The following is a 16,134-nucleotide window of genomic DNA, read 5'->3' on the forward strand; positions in this document are numbered from 1 at the left end:
GATGCTTCCTCGTCGCGACTTCCTAGCGCTCGGCGCCGCGGCGACCGCGGCCGCGCTGCTGCCGGGCAAGGCTTTCGCCGCCAGCCCGACCGGCGTGAAACTGCACGGGCTGTCGGCCTTCGGCGATCTCAAATACAAGCCGGACTTCACCCACTTTGACTATGTCAATGTCGATGCGCCGCAAGGCGGCACCTTCAATTTCCTGCCGCGCAACTGGGGCGCCAACCAGACGCCGCTGACCTTCAACACGCTGAATTCGTTCGTTCCCAAAGGCGATTCGCCGCAGCGCATGGAGATGTGCTTCGATTCGCTGATGGTGAGAGCGCTCGACGAACCTGACGCCGTCTACGGGCTGATCGCCGACGGTGTGATAATTTCGGACGACCGCAACGGTTTCACCTTCTCGCTGCGTCCGCAGGCCCGTTTCCATGACGGCACGCCGCTGACGGCCGAAGACGCCGCCTTCACCTTCAAGCTGTTGAAGGACAAGGGCCATCCGGACTATTCGCTGCCGCTGACGCATCTGAACGACGCGATTGCCATCGATGCTCACACGTTGAAGCTTGCCTTCTCCGGCAAGCAGACAACCCGCACCATCCTCAACGTCGTTGCGTTCCCGATCCTGTCGAAGGCTTTCTATACGGCCAACCCGTTCGATTCCTCGCAGATGAACCCGCCGCTCGGGTCAAGCGCCTACAAGGTCGGCCACTGGTCGGCAGGAGCTTGGATCGAATATGAGCGTGTGGCCGACTATTGGGGCAACGACCTGCCGATCAATCGCGGCCAGAACAATTTTCAGCGCATTCGTGTCGAGTTCTACCAGGACCGCAACGTTGCCTTCGAAGCGTTCAAGAAGGGAGAGATCCTCTACAAGGAGGAATTCGTGTCGCGTGTCTGGGCGACGGGCTACGACTTCCCCGCTTTCATTGCCGGCAAGGTGGTCAAGCACGAATTCCCGGCCGAAACGATGCCTTCCATGCAGGCCACCGCCGTCAATCAGCGGCGCGAGCAATTCCGCGACCCGCGCGTGCGGCAGGCGATCGGGCTCTGCTTCGACTTCGAGTGGACGCGGCGTAATTTCTTCTACGGCTCCTATGAGCGCTCGCAATCCTGCTTCGAGCAATCCGGTTTTCGCGCCGAGGGCGTCCCGTCGCTGCAGGAACTTGCCTTGCTCGAGCCGCTACGCGGCCAGATTCCGGCCGAGGCTTTTGGCGAAGCCGTCACACAAGACGTGTCGAACGGCTCCGGTCGCGACCGCCAGCTGCTTGGCAAGGCGGCCAAGCTCCTGACTGACGCCGGCTGGAAACGCTCCGGCAATTTCGTCGTGAACGACAAGGGCGGTCGACTGTCGGCAGAGTTCCTTGTCGATGACGAGGTCTTCGAGCAGGTTTACTCGCCTTGGGTGGAAAACATGAAGGCCGTCGGCATCGATGCCTCGATCCGGCTGGTCGACGCCGCGCAGTATCAGCTGCGGCAGAATTTGTTCGACTACGATCTTATCTCGGTTGCGGCCCGGTTTCCGGCGACGCCAACCCGTGACGACCTCGAAACCTTTTTCCACTCGCGAACCGCAACCTTGTCGGGCACACGCAATCTGCCGGGAACATCGAGCCCGGCCATCGACGCCCTGGTCGACGCCGCCGGCGCCGCCAAGGATCGCGAAAGCCTGACAATTGCCATGCGCGCGCTCGACCGGGTCTTGCGTGCACGGCGCGATTGGATTCCAAGTTGGTTCCTGGCGAATCATCGAAGCGCCTATTGGGACATGTTCGGCTTTCCCGAGCGGAAACCCGATTTCGACTTTCCGGTCGAAGCGCTGTGGTGGGTCGACAAGGGCAAGGCGGCAAAAATTGGCAAAGCCTAACATGACCGTTCGCGCAGGATTGGCGGGCTGATGGGCGCCTATATACTGCGACGCATCCTTCTGATGATCCCGACGCTGTTCGGCATCATGGCGATCTCCTTTGCCGTGATCCAGTTCGCGCCCGGCGGTCCGGTCGAGCAGGTGATTGCCAGCCTGACCAACCAGGGTGGCAGCGATCGCCTCGGCGGCGGTGGTGGCGACGCCGGCACCAGTGGCAATTTCGATGTGGCCGGCGATATCAGCTCGAAATACCGCGGTGCCCAGGGTCTTGACCCCGAGTTCATTAAGAAGCTGGAAAAGCAGTTCGGCTTCGACAAACCGCCGCTCGAACGCTTCGGCATGATGCTGTGGAACTATATCCGGTTCGATTTCGGCGACAGCTATTTCCGCGACATATCGGTGCTCGACCTGATCCTCGAAAAGATGCCGGTGTCGATCTCGCTCGGCATCTGGATCACCATCCTGTCCTACCTGATCTCGATCCCGCTCGGCATCCGCAAGGCGGTCAAGGATGGCTCGGCATTCGACATGTGGACCAGCGGCGTCGTCATCATCGGCTATGCCATCCCGGGCTTCCTGTTCGGCATCCTGCTGATGGTGCTGTTTGCCGGTGGCTCGTTCTGGGACTGGTTCCCGTTGCGCGGCATCGTTTCGGACAATTGGGACCAGTTGTCCTGGCCGGACAGGATCGTCGACTATATCTGGCACATGACCTTGCCGCTGACCGCGCTGGTGCTGTCGGCCTTCGCCACGACGACGCTGCTCACCAAGAATTCCTTCCTCGAGGAAATCCGCAAGCAGTATGTGGTGACGGCGCGCGCCAAGGGCCTGTCGGAGCGCAAGGTGCTCTACGGCCATGTCTTCCGCAACGCCATGCTGATCGTCATCGCCGGCTTTCCTGGCGCCTTCATCTCGGCCTTCTTCACCGGCTCGCTGCTGATCGAGAACATCTTTTCGCTCGACGGTCTTGGCCTGCTCGGCTTCAAGTCGGTGTTGGCGCGCGATTATCCGGTCGTGTTCGCCAATCTCTATATCTTCTCGCTGCTTGGGCTGTTCGTCGGATTGCTGTCCGACCTGATGTACACCTGGGTCGATCCGCGTATCGATTTCGAGCGGAGAGACGTCTGATGTCCGAAGCCGTTGTCGAGAACACGCCGCGACGCGCCAGACGGCCCTGGCTATCGCCGCTGAACCGCCGGCGCTGGCAGAATTTCAAGGCCAACCGGCGCGGCTACTGGTCGCTGTGGATCTTCCTTGTCCTGTTCGGTCTGTCGCTGTTTTCCGAATGGATCGCCAACGACAAGCCGATCCTCGTCTCCTACAAGGGCGAGATCCTGTTTCCGGTGCTGGTCGCCTACCCCGAGGAGAAGTTCGGCGGCTTCTATGCCGTCACCGATTATCGCGATCCGGTCATCCGGGACGAGATCGACGCCAATGGCTGGATGATCTGGCCGCCGATCCGCTACTCCTATCGCACCGTCAACAATGCGATCCCCGATGCCGCTCCTGCAAAGCCGTCGTGGCAATATGATGCAGACCAGCGCTGCAGCCAGTATCCGCAGAAGGCCGCCGATCCCGACTGCATTGTCGGCAACTGGAACTGGCTGGGAACCGACGACCAGGCGCGCGACGTGCTGGCGCGGCTTATCTATGGTTTCAGGATCTCGGTGCTGTTCGGCCTGATCCTGACTGCCGGCTCGTCGCTGATCGGCGTCGCCGCGGGCGCCATGCAGGGCTATTTCGGCGGCTGGACCGATCTTCTGTTTCAGCGCGTCATCGAGATCTGGTCCGCGATCCCGGTGCTCTATCTGCTGCTCATCGTCTCCGCCATCCTGCCACCCGGCTTCTTCATCCTGCTTGGCCTGATGCTGATCTTCTCTTGGGTGGCGCTGGTCGGGGTGGTGCGGGCCGAGTTCCTGCGCGCCCGCAACTTCGAATACGTCAACGCGGCGCGCGCGCTCGGCGTGCCCAACCGCACGATCATGTTCCGGCATCTGTTGCCCAACGCCATGGTGGCGACGCTGACCTTCCTGCCGTTCCTGACCAGTGGTTCGATCTCGACGCTGACCTCGCTCGACTATCTCGGCTTCGGCCTGCCTCCGGGCTCGCCGTCGCTGGGCGAACTCATGAAGCAGGCGCAAAGCAACCTGAACGCGCCATGGCTCGGCATTTCCGGCTTCATCGTCGTCTCGCTGATGCTGTCGCTACTGGTGTTCATCGGCGAGGCCGCACGCGACGCCTTCGATCCGCGCAAGGCATTCAGATGAGCGAAATTCTGCTCTCTGTCAGCGATCTTAGTGTCGCCTTCACGCAAGGCGGCAACCAGTCGATAGCTGTCGACCACATTTCCTTCGACCTCGCCAAGGGCGAGACCGTGGCACTGGTCGGCGAGTCCGGCTCCGGCAAATCGGTGTCGGCCTTGTCAGTGCTGAAGCTCCTGCCCTATCCGACGGCCAGCCACCCTTCGGGAAAGATCCTGTTCCAGGGCGCCGACCTGCTGGCCATGAACGAGAAACAGTTGCGGCAGGTGCGCGGCAACAAGATCACCATGATCTTCCAGGAGCCGATGACCTCGCTCAATCCGCTGCACACGATCGAGCAGCAGATCGTCGAGATCCTGAAGTTGCATCAGGGCATGGCCGACCGTCCGGCCAAGGCGCGCACGCTGGCGCTGCTCAGCGAGGTCGGCATCCGCGACCCGCAAAAGCGGCTCGATGCTTACCCGCACCAACTGTCCGGTGGCCAGCGGCAGCGCGTCATGATCGCCATGGCGCTGGCCAACGAGCCGGAACTGCTGATCGCCGATGAGCCGACGACGGCACTCGACGTCACCGTGCAGGCGCAGATCCTTGAACTGCTGGCGGGCCTCAAAAGCCGCAAGGGCATGTCGATGCTGTTCATCACCCATGATCTCGGCATCGTCAGGAAGATCGCCGACCGGGTCTGCGTGATGACCAAGGGCAAGATCGTCGAGACCGGGCCGACGAAGGACATCTTCGCCAACCCGCAGCACGCCTATACCAAGCATTTGCTGGCCGCCGAGCCGAAGGGCAAGCCGCCAGCCGCCAATGCCGATGCTAAGCCGGTGATGACCGGCAAGGACATAAAAGTCTGGTTTCCGATCAAGCAGGGCTTCTTCCGACGCACCGTCGACCATGTGAAGGCGGTCGACGGCATCGATGTCACCGTGCGCGCCGGCCAGACGCTGGGCGTGGTCGGCGAGTCCGGTTCGGGCAAGACGACGCTCGGCCTGGCACTGGCGCGCATGATCTCGTCGACCGGGACCATCCAGTTCAACGGCCGCGACATCAACCAGCTCACCTTCAACGCCATGCGGCCGCTCAGGCGCGAATTGCAGATCGTCTTCCAGGACCCGTTCGGCTCGCTCAGCCCGCGCATGTCGATTGCCGAGATCATCGAGGAAGGGCTCAGGATTCACGAGCCGAAGCTGTCGCCCAATGAACGCGACGACAAGGTGGCCGCCGTGCTGAAGGAGGTCGGCCTCGATCCGGCGACCCGCAACCGCTATCCGCACGAGTTTTCCGGCGGCCAGCGCCAGCGTGTCGCCATCGCGCGCGCCATGGTGCTCAACCCGCGCTTCGTCATGCTGGACGAGCCGACATCGGCGCTCGACATGAGCGTGCAGGCGCAGGTCGTCGACCTCCTGCGCAACCTGCAGGCCAAGCACGACCTCGCCTATCTCTTCATCAGCCATGACCTCAAGGTCATCCGGGCGCTTGCCAATGACGTCATCGTCATGCGCAATGGCCAGATCGTCGAAGCCGGTCCTTCCCAGCAGATTTTTGAAAATCCGCAAACCGACTATACTCGGGCACTGATCTCGGCCGCCTTCAAGATAGAGACGGCGCCGGTCGGCATCGTCAGCGAGTAATTTGCGTAAAGAAGGACTAGAATACCGCGATGGAAAAAGGCCGCATCCTGCTTGCCGTCACCGGCTTTCATCCGCAGCGCTGGCGCGATCTGTTGTCGGCCGAGCGCGAGGTGGTGCTGGAGCCGGACGGCGCCAAGGATCCGTCGATCACCTATGCGGTGGTGTGGAAGCAGAAGCCGAACCTGTTGTCGTCGCTGCCCAATCTGCGCGCCATCTTCTCAATCGGCGCCGGCGTCGACCATATCTTCGCCGATCCCGGCCTGCCTGACGTGCCGATCGTCAAGGTCGTCGCCGACAATCTCACCCAATACATGACCGAATATGTCGTCTGGCGGGTGCTCGATCATCATCGCCAGGGCCTGCTCTACCGGCAGCAGCAGCAAAAGAAGATCTGGCACGAGCCGCAACAGAGGCCGGCCGGCGACATTTCCGTCGGCATTATGGGGCTCGGCAATCTCGGCCGCGCCGCGGCCTCGGTGCTGCTGTCGCTCGGCTTCGCGGTCAATGGCTGGTCGCGCAACGACCGGCCGATGCAAGGGGTCGCGACCTATTCCGGCGAAGCCGGTTTGATCCCCTTCCTCAAGGCCACCGATATCCTCGTGGTGCTTTTGCCGCTGACGCCGGACACGCAAGGCATCATCAATTACGGCGTGCTGAAGGAATTGCGCAAGCGCAACGGCCTCGGCGGCTCGGTGCTGATCAATGCCGGACGCGGCCGCCTGCAGAAGGACGCCGACATCGTGCGGGCGCTGGATGACGGTACGCTGAAGGAGGCGAGCCTCGACGTATTCGAGGTCGAACCGCTGCCCAAGACCAGTCCGTTGTGGAACCATCCAAAGGTGTTCGTGACGCCGCACGCCGCGGCGACCTCCGATCCCATGCATCTGGCGCCGATCATGCTGCGCCAGATGGACGCCTTCGAGCGCGGCGAAAAGCTCGACAATCTGGTGGATCGCAAGGCGGGATATTAGAGCAATTCCAGGAAAAGTGTGAGGCGGTTTTCCGTCCGGAATTGCGTCAAAACAAATAGACTCTTGCCAGGATTCTTACCTGGCCAAATCCCACTGCCTGAAGCATTGCTTGATTGCGCTCACGGAGGAGAGCTGCAGCTTTGGCAGGTCGAGTTCTTCGAACATCGCCTGGTATCTCTGGCGGTTTTTCGGCGTGGTCACGGCAATATGGCGGATCATGTCCCATTTGACGCTGTCGCGCCCACCCTCCAAGGCACCGCGCCTGTTCGTCTCAAACCAGCTTCGCCTGAAATAGCGCAACAGACTTGCCGGCGTGGAGATATCCAGCAGGATCAATCCCGTCGCCCGCCGGAACCGTTGCGGCATGCAGATCGAGTAATTCCCGTCCATCACCCAACGCTCGCCGGCGATTGCGGCGTCGTGCAAGGCGGTGAATTCGCCCTTTGGACGCGGTTCCCAGTCGGTGTTGGGCAGATGATGAAGCAGATCGAGGTGAACGGGCTCCAGGCCACGCTTGCGCGCAATCGCGTCGGCCAGGGTCGACTTGCCGCTGTTGGACGGCCCCAGAATGCAGATGCGGTCGCCAAGATCCGAGAGTTTCATCGGATAGTGCCCTCGCCAGGTATCCTTAACTCGGCAGAGCGAGCTTCTTCTTCTGACTGTCCGGCTTGCCGCAGTCGCGGCGCTCGATCGACCGGTTCATGGCATCGATCTCGCCTGCCGCCTTGTCGCTGTCGCGCTGGGCTTTGGAGCGCATGTCGGGCGTGAACGGGCCGAAACCCATCGCGGGATTGGAGAAGGTCGGCTTCGTGGCCACCGGAAGGTTGTTCTGCTGCGCCAGGCCATCGCGCTGCGCCAGCAACTGATCGCATGGCACGGTGTCATACTGCAGGGAGGACTCGATGTTGGCGTCCTGCCGCTCGGACATCGAATTGCCGACGCAGCCGGCTGTTGCCAGGCAAGATGCCAAGATCATCATGTTCCAGCGCATCCGGTATCCTCCTGATATCCCGCCCTGATGCGACCAGATCGCAAATATCAGTCGCGCACGCAAATTGGACTTTTTCGCAGCAGCACTGAGCCGTGGCGGCACCACCGCACGATGATCCTGCAACTTCAAGCGGCGTGAGCCTTCCCAGCCACAACAGCCAGCCCTTTGACGGGCTCGCGGCGATCCTGCCGGATGACCGTTGGCTCCAGCGCCAGGATCGACAGCCCGTTGGCCTCGAGCACGCGCCTGACATAGCCATCCGAATGGGCGTAGCGCCGCGAGGGCTGCAGCGCGAAATCGCCGTCGCCTGCCAGGCTTTCGACGGAGAAGGCAAAAAGGCCGTCGTCGGCAAGCAGGCCGGCAACAGTGCCCACCAGGCCATCGAGTGCGCCGATGTAGATCAGGACGTCGGCTGACGTCACCAGATCGGGCTTGTCGCCTGAATGGGAAAAACCCTGCAGATCCGCTTTTGTCAGCGCGTCATAGATGCCTTTCGCCCGCGCCTTCTTGAGCATCCTGGCGGAGATGTCGACGCCTTCCAGCCGGTCGACGATCGGCCGCAGCCTTTCGCCCATCAGCCCGGTGCCGCAGCCCAGATCGAGCGCCAGCCGGAAGCGGCCCGGCTCTGCCTTGCGGATCATGTGCTCGAGGAATTCAGGAAACCGGTAATCGAGCTTGCCGACCAGCATCTCCTCGAATGTCTCGGCATAGTGGTCGAACAGCGTTTCGACAAAGGCGCTGGGCGGCGCGGTGGCAACCGGACCCTTGCCGATCAGCTGCAATTTGAGGGCCGCGCCCTGGCGATCGGTCGGGTCCAGTTTCAGTGACATCGCCCAGGCCTGCGCCGCCAGGTCGAGCCTGCCTGATGCCTCCTGCATCTCGCCCAGGCGAAACCAGCCCATTGCCCATTGCGGCGCCAGCTCCAGCGCGCCGAGCAGCAGCTCTGCCGCGGCCGCGTGATCGCCAGAGGCAAACAGCATCTCGGCATAGTCGGCACGTCGGTCGGCGTTCAGATCGCCCGATGAGGTCTGGAGCGGCTTCATGACGATGGTTCCGCCGGCGGAGGCAGCCGGCCCGCCATCTCTGTAGAGCAAAGGATGCGGAAGCTGAACCGAATTGAGCGTCCTTTGCCAAGGAGAGTCAGCAGTCTCCGACGACAGGCTTCCCGCAACGGAATTATATCCTATCTTGGGGACCATGCGCGCCAGCGACCTGCTTCATCCCCGGCCCGAGGGCCTTTACTGCCCGCCGGGCGACTTCTTCATCGACCCGGTGCGGCCGGTGGGTCGGGCGCTGATCACGCACGGCCATTCCGACCATGCGCGTTCCGGCCACCGCTCGGTGCTGGCGACGCAGCAGACGCTCGACATTATGGGCCTGCGCTATGGCGAGGATTTTGCCGGAACGACCCAAGCCGCACGGCTCGGCGAGACGATCGCCCTCGACGGCGTCAGCGTCAGCTTCCACCCGGCCGGCCATGTGTTGGGCTCGGCGCAGATCTCGGTCGAGCACCAGGGCATGCGCATCGTCGCCTCCGGCGACTACAAGAGGCGCAAGGATGCGACCTGCGCGCCGTTCGAGCCGATCCGCTGCGACGTCTTCATCACCGAGGCGACCTTCGGCCTGCCGGTGTTTCGCCATCCGCCCGACACGGAAGAGATCGCCCGCCTGTTGAAGTCGGCGGCGCAGTTTCCCCAACGCTCGCATCTGGTCGGCGCCTATGCATTGGGCAAGGCGCAGCGGGTGATGCGGCTGTTGCGCGACGCCGGCTACGACAGGCCGCTCTACATCCATGGCGCGCTGGCCAGGCTCAGCGAGTACTATCAGAGCCAGGGCATCGATTTGGGGATTCTCGAGCCGGCAACGGTCGAGGGCGGCAAGGATGACTTCACTGGGGCCATCGTCGTCGGCCCGCCATCGGCCTTCGCCGATCGGTGGGCGCGGCGCTTTCCCGATCCGATCTCGTGCTTCGCGTCAGGCTGGATGCGCATCCGCCAGCGCGCCAAGCAAGGCGGCGTCGAACTGCCGCTGATCATCTCGGACCATGCCGACTGGGACGAACTCACCGCCACCATCAAGGAGACCGGGGCGGAGGAAATCTGGGTGACGCATGGGCGCGAGGAAGCGCTGGTACGCTGGTGCGAGTTGGAAGGCATTGCGGCGAGGCCACTGCATCTGGTGGGCTATGAGGACGAAGGCGATTGATGGCATGAACCGCTTCGCCGAACTTCTCGATCGCCTAGTGCTGACGCCGTCGCGCAACGGCAAGCTGACGCTGCTGGTCGACTATTTCCGCACCGTCGAGGACCCGGATCGCGGGCTGGCGCTGGCCGCCATCACTGGCGATCTGAGCATCGCGGCGGTCAAGCCGGCGATGCTGCGCATGCTGGTCACCGAACGCATGGACCCGGTGCTGTTCGGCTATTCCTACGACTATGTCGGCGATCTCGCCGAGACGGTGTCGCTGGTCTGGCCGCAAACGCCGGGCAAGCTTCCCAATCGCGAACCGACGCTTGGCGAGGTCGTGGCCAAACTGCAAGCGGCAAGCCGCTCCGACGGGCCGAAGGTGCTGGCCAGTCTGCTCGACAGCGCCGGCATCTCGGCGCGCTTTGCCATCATCAAGCTGGTCACCGGCGGCCTACGCATCGGCGTGTCGGCGCGGCTGGCCAAACAGGCGCTGGCGGATTTCGGCAAGGTCGACGTCGCCGAGATCGAGGAGCTCTGGCACGGGCTGTCGCCGCCCTACACGGCGCTGTTCGCCTGGCTGGAGGGCAAGGCCGATAAACCGAAGAACACGGCGATGGCGCTGTTCCGCCCGGTGATGCTGTCGAACCCGGTTGGCGACGGCGACCTCGAAAAGCTCGATCCGGCGGATTATGCGGCCGAATGGAAATGGGACGGCATCCGCGTCCAGGCGGTGGCGGAAGGCGGCATCCGCCGGCTCTATTCGCGCACCGGCGACGATGTTTCCGGCGCCTTTCCCGACCTTGCCGATGCCATGCATTTTTCCGCGACGCTGGATGGCGAGTTGCTTGTCGGCGACCCGCGAGAGGCGACGGGAACCTTCTCGGACCTGCAGCAGCGGCTGAACCGCAAGACGGTGACGCCGAAGATGCAGCAGCAATATCCGGCCTTCATGCGCTGCTACGACCTGCTTCAGATCGGCGATGAAGACCTTCGAGCATTGTCGTTCCGGGAACGGCGTGGCCGCCTCGAAGCCTTCGTGAAAACGCTCGACCCCGGCCGTTTCGACCTGTCGCCCTTCGTCGCCTTCGCGGACTGGCAGACGCTGGAAGACCTGCGCCGGGCACCGCCGCATCCGATCATCGAAGGTGTGATGTTGAAGCGCTGGGATTCGCCCTATGTCGCTGGCCGGCCGAAAGGCCCGTGGTTCAAGTGGAAGCGCGATCCACACACGGTGGACGCGGTGCTGATGTATGCCCAGCGCGGCCATGGCAAACGCTCGAGTTTCTACTCCGACTACACGTTCGGCGTCTGGTCCGGGGCCGAGGGCGAGGAGGAACTGGTGCCGGTCGGCAAGGCCTATTTCGGCTTCACCGACGAGGAGCTGAAGCAGATCGACAAATATGTCAGGGACAACACGGTCGAGCGTTTCGGGCCGGTGCGTTCGGTGCGGGCGGATCGCGACAATGGCCTGGTGCTGGAAGTCGCCTTCGAGGGACTTAACCGCTCGACCCGGCACAAATCCGGCGTCGCCATGCGCTTCCCCCGCATTTCACGGCTGCGCTGGGACAAGCCGGCCAACGAAGCCGACCGCATCGAGACGCTGCAGGCGCTGCTGGACCGCTAAGTGCCGCCGACATTACGGCTCGATCGAGACGCGGATCTCGTAGATGTTGACCGCCTTGCCCTGCTTGTCGAAATCGGAATTGACGGCGATGGTCCCGGCCGAGCCCGGATGCTTGGCGGGGAACTGCACGTCGAACAGATATTCGTTGCGCTGCTGGCCGACCGCGTAGCGCTTGCGGCCGCAATCGCCGAGCTCGCCGAAATTGCAGTCGACGGAGACCTGCGTGTCCTTGCCGTCCTCGGCGCGGGCGATGATATCGAAGACGGCGTGCTTGCCGGCGAGCTTCTCCAGCACGCCTTGCCCGACATCGAAGGCAATCGCCGAACCGGAGGGGCCGGACTGGATGCGCAGGAACGGACCGGTGTCGTCCTTCATCACCGAGGCCTTGGCGTCCGACGGAGCAGCGACATGCGTCGGATCGGCAGGCGAGAACACATTGATCCAGTTGCGCGACTGGTCCGCGGCGCCAGGCTTGGCCGGCGCGTTGGCGCCGTCGGCCGGGGTGAAATCGTCATCCTCGACGGTTGGTGGCGCCTCCGGCGGCGCTGTGTTGAGCTGTGCCGCCGTCTTGAACACACCGGTCTGTATGGCAAAGAACACGCCGATGCCGATCGCCGCAAGCAGGGTCACGGTAAAGAAAATGGCGGTCAGCGGCAGGCGACGTCCACGAATGCGCCGCTCATCGCGATCGGGCGCCACTTCCGTCGCTGCCCCCGAAGCAGCGGGGGAGGACATGTCGATGGCCGGCACGCCGGGAAGCGTCGCGTCGGGCATGATGTCGGGAACGACCGGCAGCACGCGCGAGCGCGGGGCATCGGACACAGGCTGCGCGGGCGTATCGACAGTGACGGCGGGCGATGGTGTCTTGTCGCCGATCTCGATCGCCGGCGCCGCAGTGGCCGCGGGCTCGGCCGCCGGTGTGTCGACCTCCAGGCCCACATCCGGCACCGCCGGCAGGAATTCGGATTCGATCTCGGTGATCGTCGCCTGGATCGCCTTGCGGCGCTTGATGGCGACCTCCACGGTCACGCCGGGATTGGCCTGGAGCGCACGGTCGAGCGCGGCAAAGGCCGACCGATAGACCCTCTCGCGGAACGCGCGGTCCTCGGCATTGCCCTTTTCCAAGGCGTTCCGGATCGCTTTTTCAATCGCGTCCAAGCGAGATCCCTCTGCAAATTGCCCCAATCTTCCCTGATGGTTAGCCGTAGGCGACCAATCAATCAACGGGCGGGCGGCCGCATTCTGCCTCGACGGGCCGTCCAAAGTCCATCTTGGCGATATTCCGGCAAATAAAATCGGAACATGCCGGCGATTCTCGCACGCCGGGCGGCGCGAAGCCCTGGTTTCGACCGCGGCGGGCACTTGTGCATGATTTGGCAAGTCGCATCTTGAATTCGCCGCCGGTTGAGTCTATCACCCAGCCCATCTTGGAGGCCTTGGCCTCCCGGGCCGCTTTAGCTCAGTTGGTAGAGCACATCATTCGTAATGATGGGGTCAGGTGTTCGAGTCACCTAAGCGGCACCAATATTTCCCAAGGGTTTGCGGGTTCCCGAGGCGTAGAGCGAAAGACGCCGTCGTAGCACTCTGGCAGCACTTCCTGGCGGCGCTTTTTGCCCTTTTGTTCTTGGTGTGAGATCGCCTTGCATCGGGGTTTAGCGCGCCGATCTGCTGACAAAGCTGGGAAGCGGTACGTTCGTGCAGCCCGATAGCATGACGATCAATTGTAGGTCCCACTTGCGTGGTTGCATCGAAGCGGAGAGTGGCGCTAGACAATCCTGGAATAGAGGAGTTAGCAGTGGTCGATTTTGCTAAGTGGTACGAAGGGAAAGAATTTTCCTCCGATTGGACGTCTAATAATTTCCGTGTCTGGAGCGCTTGCCTTGCAAGTATGCGGGATCGACCTCTCAACATCTTGGAAATCGGATCTTGGGAAGGACGTTCCGCGATCTTTTTTCTTGAGTACTGCCATCTGTCGCGGATTACGTGCATCGATCCGTTCGCTGGGGGGCAGAACGAATACGTAACTTTGGCCGGCGGATTTGCCCAAGTAGAACGGCGCTTCGATGCCAACACGGCCTCGTATGCCGGGCGCGTCACAAAGCTGAAGTCGATTTCCAGCAAGGCATTGATCGACCTGCAGGACCAAAAAAGATCTTACGACCTGATCTATATCGATGGTGCCCACGACCGGGACGCGGTTCACGTCGATTCCCTTCTGGCGTGGCCTCTACTCAAGAATGGCGGGACCATTATCTGGGACGATTACGCTTGGGAACGGAAACAACCGATCGAAACGAGGCCGGAAGAAGCCATCAATGTTTTCGTGGCTTCCAGACGCAAGGAAATTAAAGTTCTCCATGTCGGGCACCAAATCGTGGCTCTGAAAGTCGATAGCGGAGGGTTTGGTATCGGCTCCGCTATCAACTCTGTCATTTTGAGCACGCTCAGGATGCGACGGCGTCCGCGCTTCGCCAAAGAGGCTCTATAGCGAACGAAGGATCACGGTGGGTCGAGGCCAAGGAATTACGCCGCCATGGCCTCGGCGAAGGTCAAAGCGAGTGCAGAACGCACGCGGCCTGGACGGGCACCTTGGAGATTGGACGCATGGCGCTCAAACGGATGGACAATGTCGGCATCGTCGTCGACGACCTCGAAGAGACGATCGATTTCTTTCGCGAGCTCGGCCTTGAGCTCGAAGGCCGGGCCACGATCGAAGGCGAATGGGCCGGACGTGTCACCGGGCTGGGCAATCAGCGCGTCGAGATTGCCATGATGCGCACGCCGGACGGCCACAGCCGGCTCGAACTGTCCCGCTTCCTCACGCCGCCTGTGGTCGCTGATCACCGCAACGCCCCGGTCAACGCTCTGGGCTACCTCCGCGTCATGTTCGCCGTGGACAACATCGACGACACGCTTGAAAGGCTCGGCAAGCGCGGCGCGCAGCTCGCAGGCGAAGTCGTCGAGTATAAAAACGTCTATCGGCTCTGCTACATCCGCGGGCCCGGAGGCCTTCTCATCGGCCTCGCACAAGAACTCAGCTAAGGCGCAATACCACGACAATGACGAAGGGCCTGCGAGCGGGGTGCGGTGGATCGCGCCGAGGCGCCCCATGTCCACCATTGTCGAGACTCAGCTTTGGTGGGAAACTCGTGGGCCTCAGCATGGGAGGTCCAAAATGCCCAACACTTTCAAGACCGGAGACGTCGTCAGGCTGAAGTCGGGAGGGCCGAAGATGACGGTCAGCGACGGTGCCGCTTCCGGCATGTATCTGTGCCACTGGTTCAACCGCGAAGGCGATGTGTGGATCCCGCAGCATGCGGGCTTCAAACCGGACCAACTGGTGGCCGCCGACCCATCGGCGTAGCCCCTGCCCTTTTGCCAAGGGCGGTGGCCGGCCCGGCGTGAATTCGGATGACGCCGGATGAGGTGTCATGTCGTTCTTGAGACCAATAGCCGTGTCGGCATCGCCGGCCATCGAAAGTATCGGCACAGGCGACCGACGGATTTCCGTCGTCGCGGCGTTTAACGGTTGAAGCGTGACCATGGCATGGGCCGTGGCCGACGCGCCAGCCGGAGACGCCGAAGCATGATAAGCCGTTCGATGCTTGCCGCTGCCTTGAGCCTGCTGACCGTTGCGGCTCTCGCCCAGACGGCGACGCAGCCCCCTGCTGCCACACCGCCAACCGCCGCCCCCACCGCGCCAAAGGCCAAGTCGGACATCACGCTGGCCAAGTTCCAGAAGCGTCGGGAGAAGGCGATCATGGCCGCCGACTCGGATGGTGACGGCAAGATCAGCCTCCTGGAGTGGGAGGCCTTTCAGGCCAAGCGCAACGTCAACGGCGACGCCGCCAAATCCTTCGCGCGCATCGATTCGAACCATGACGGCTTCATCGACCGCGCCGAGCTTGATGCGTTCTTCGCCAAGCGCTTTGCCAGGCTGGACAAGAATGGCGACGGCGTTCTGACGGCCGACGAGATGCCAGGCCACAAATCCGCTGCCAAGCCGGAGCAATGACCAAGGGGCCATGACGCGTGATGGATATCGGGAGTGCGCCAGCCGATGAGCGCCGATCCGGACGAGGAGTTGGTTCGTCGGGTCGGTGCCGGCGACCCGGCGGCGGTGCAGACGCTCGTCGCGCGCAAATTGCCGCGCATCCTTTCGCTTGCCGTGCGCATGCTGGGCGACGCGGCGGAGGCCGAGGACGTCGCGCAGGAAACCTTCGTGCGCATCTGGCGTCATGCCTCGAGCTGGCGGCGCGGCAATGCACGCTTCGACAGCTGGATCCACCGGGTCACGCTCAACCTTTGCTACGACCGGCTGCGCCGGCGCCGCGAGTTGGTGACCGACGATTTGCCGGATATGGTCGATCCGGCGCCGCTTCCCGATGCCCGCGAGGAGCCGCGGAGGATCGAGCAGGCCTTGCAGGCAATCGCGCCGCGCCAGCGCGAGGCGATCATCCTGGTCTATTATCAGGAGATGTCCAACATAGAGGCGGCCGCGACCCTGGAGATCAGCGTCGATGCGCTGGAGAGCCTGCTCTCACGCGGCCGGCGGGCCTTGCACATGATCCTGGCCAGGGATGGCGTCCATGACTGAGAAGAGCG

16 protein-coding genes and 1 tRNA gene are annotated in these 16,134 nt (G+C 62.7%); 13 read left to right on the forward strand and 4 right to left on the reverse strand.

Going from position 1 to position 16,134, the window contains the following annotated elements; all coding sequences use genetic code 11:
• Position 1 precedes the first annotated feature (1 nt).
• Genes CKW40_RS03045 through CKW40_RS03065 form a run of 5 tightly spaced genes read left to right on the forward strand, consistent with a single transcriptional unit; the run spans position 2 to position 6,727 of the window.
• Complete coding sequence (locus CKW40_RS03045; protein ID WP_095198521.1) at positions 2-1,864, forward strand: extracellular solute-binding protein; 1,863 nt, start codon at positions 2-4, stop codon at positions 1,862-1,864.
• A 30-nt stretch (positions 1,865-1,894) separates the two neighbouring features.
• Positions 1,895-2,992, forward strand: coding sequence for a microcin C ABC transporter permease YejB (locus CKW40_RS03050; RefSeq protein ID WP_095198423.1), 1,098 nt, complete (start codon positions 1,895-1,897; stop codon positions 2,990-2,992).
• Positions 2,992-4,131, forward strand: coding sequence for an ABC transporter permease (locus CKW40_RS03055; RefSeq protein WP_095198424.1), 1,140 nt, complete (start codon positions 2,992-2,994; stop codon positions 4,129-4,131). The genes CKW40_RS03050 and CKW40_RS03055 overlap by 1 nt, the downstream gene beginning before the upstream one ends.
• Positions 4,128-5,756 carry an ABC transporter ATP-binding protein gene (locus CKW40_RS03060; RefSeq protein WP_095198425.1) on the forward strand — a complete coding sequence of 543 codons (1,629 nt, stop codon included), beginning with the start codon at positions 4,128-4,130 and terminating at the stop codon, positions 5,754-5,756. The genes CKW40_RS03055 and CKW40_RS03060 overlap by 4 nt, the downstream gene beginning before the upstream one ends.
• A 29-nt stretch (positions 5,757-5,785) precedes the next feature.
• Entirely contained in the window at positions 5,786-6,727 is a 942-nt protein-coding gene (locus CKW40_RS03065) for a 2-hydroxyacid dehydrogenase (RefSeq protein WP_095198426.1), read from the forward strand.
• Between the two features lie 75 nt (positions 6,728-6,802).
• On the opposite strand, the gene CKW40_RS03070 is transcribed toward CKW40_RS03065, so the two are convergent.
• The 3 genes from CKW40_RS03070 to CKW40_RS03080 all read right to left on the reverse strand — a co-directional run bounded on the left by CKW40_RS03070 (position 6,803) and on the right by CKW40_RS03080 (position 8,761).
• Positions 6,803-7,330 carry a P-loop NTPase family protein gene (locus tag CKW40_RS03070; RefSeq protein ID WP_095198427.1) on the reverse strand — a complete coding sequence of 176 codons (528 nt, stop codon included), beginning with the start codon at positions 7,328-7,330 and terminating at the stop codon, positions 6,803-6,805.
• Positions 7,331-7,355: 25 nt separating this feature from the next.
• Complete coding sequence (locus tag CKW40_RS03075; RefSeq protein WP_095198428.1) at positions 7,356-7,718, reverse strand: hypothetical protein; 363 nt, start codon at positions 7,716-7,718, stop codon at positions 7,356-7,358.
• A gap of 125 nt (positions 7,719-7,843) precedes the next feature.
• Complete coding sequence (locus tag CKW40_RS03080; protein WP_095198522.1) at positions 7,844-8,761, reverse strand: class I SAM-dependent DNA methyltransferase; 918 nt, start codon at positions 8,759-8,761, stop codon at positions 7,844-7,846.
• Positions 8,762-8,915: 154 nt separating this feature from the next.
• On the opposite strand from CKW40_RS03080, the gene CKW40_RS03085 reads away from it, so the two are divergent.
• Both CKW40_RS03085 and CKW40_RS03090 read left to right on the forward strand, forming a co-directional pair.
• Complete coding sequence (locus tag CKW40_RS03085; protein WP_095198429.1) at positions 8,916-9,923, forward strand: ligase-associated DNA damage response exonuclease; 1,008 nt, start codon at positions 8,916-8,918, stop codon at positions 9,921-9,923.
• Between the two features lie 4 nt (positions 9,924-9,927).
• On the forward strand, positions 9,928-11,529 hold the full coding sequence (locus CKW40_RS03090; protein WP_095198523.1) for a cisplatin damage response ATP-dependent DNA ligase: 1,602 nt from the start codon (positions 9,928-9,930) through the stop codon (positions 11,527-11,529).
• 12 nt (positions 11,530-11,541) lie between these two features.
• Here CKW40_RS03090 and CKW40_RS03095 read toward each other — a convergent pair whose 3' ends face one another.
• Positions 11,542-12,687: a hypothetical protein gene (locus tag CKW40_RS03095; protein WP_095198430.1), complete on the reverse strand. Its 1,146-nt coding sequence runs from the start codon at positions 12,685-12,687 to the stop codon at positions 11,542-11,544.
• Positions 12,688-12,977: 290 nt separating this feature from the next.
• Between CKW40_RS03095 and CKW40_RS03100 the strand changes: the two genes are divergently transcribed.
• The 6 genes from CKW40_RS03100 to CKW40_RS03125 all read left to right on the forward strand — a co-directional run bounded on the left by CKW40_RS03100 (position 12,978) and on the right by CKW40_RS03125 (position 16,126).
• Positions 12,978-13,053: transfer RNA gene (locus CKW40_RS03100), tRNA-Thr, on the forward strand.
• Positions 13,054-13,324: 271 nt separating this feature from the next.
• The gene (locus tag CKW40_RS03105; protein ID WP_143748231.1) at positions 13,325-14,017 is read left to right on the forward strand and encodes a class I SAM-dependent methyltransferase; all 693 of its coding nucleotides are present in this window, start codon (positions 13,325-13,327) and stop codon (positions 14,015-14,017) included.
• A 116-nt stretch (positions 14,018-14,133) separates the two neighbouring features.
• Positions 14,134-14,571: a VOC family protein gene (locus tag CKW40_RS03110; RefSeq protein WP_095198432.1), complete on the forward strand. Its 438-nt coding sequence runs from the start codon at positions 14,134-14,136 to the stop codon at positions 14,569-14,571.
• Positions 14,572-14,704: 133 nt separating this feature from the next.
• Positions 14,705-14,893, forward strand: a complete 189-nt coding sequence (locus tag CKW40_RS03115; protein WP_032932854.1) for a YodC family protein — start codon at positions 14,705-14,707, stop codon at positions 14,891-14,893.
• A 222-nt stretch (positions 14,894-15,115) separates the two neighbouring features.
• Positions 15,116-15,544 (forward strand): EF-hand domain-containing protein, encoded by a 429-nt coding sequence (locus CKW40_RS03120; protein WP_095198524.1) that lies wholly within the window; start codon positions 15,116-15,118, stop codon positions 15,542-15,544.
• 45 nt (positions 15,545-15,589) lie between these two features.
• Complete coding sequence (locus CKW40_RS03125) at positions 15,590-16,126, forward strand: RNA polymerase sigma factor (protein ID WP_095198433.1); 537 nt, start codon at positions 15,590-15,592, stop codon at positions 16,124-16,126.
• Positions 16,127-16,134: the final 8 nt, after the last annotated feature.

This window comes from Mesorhizobium carmichaelinearum (assembly GCF_900199455.1).
Classification (GTDB): domain Bacteria; phylum Pseudomonadota; class Alphaproteobacteria; order Rhizobiales; family Rhizobiaceae; genus Mesorhizobium; species Mesorhizobium carmichaelinearum.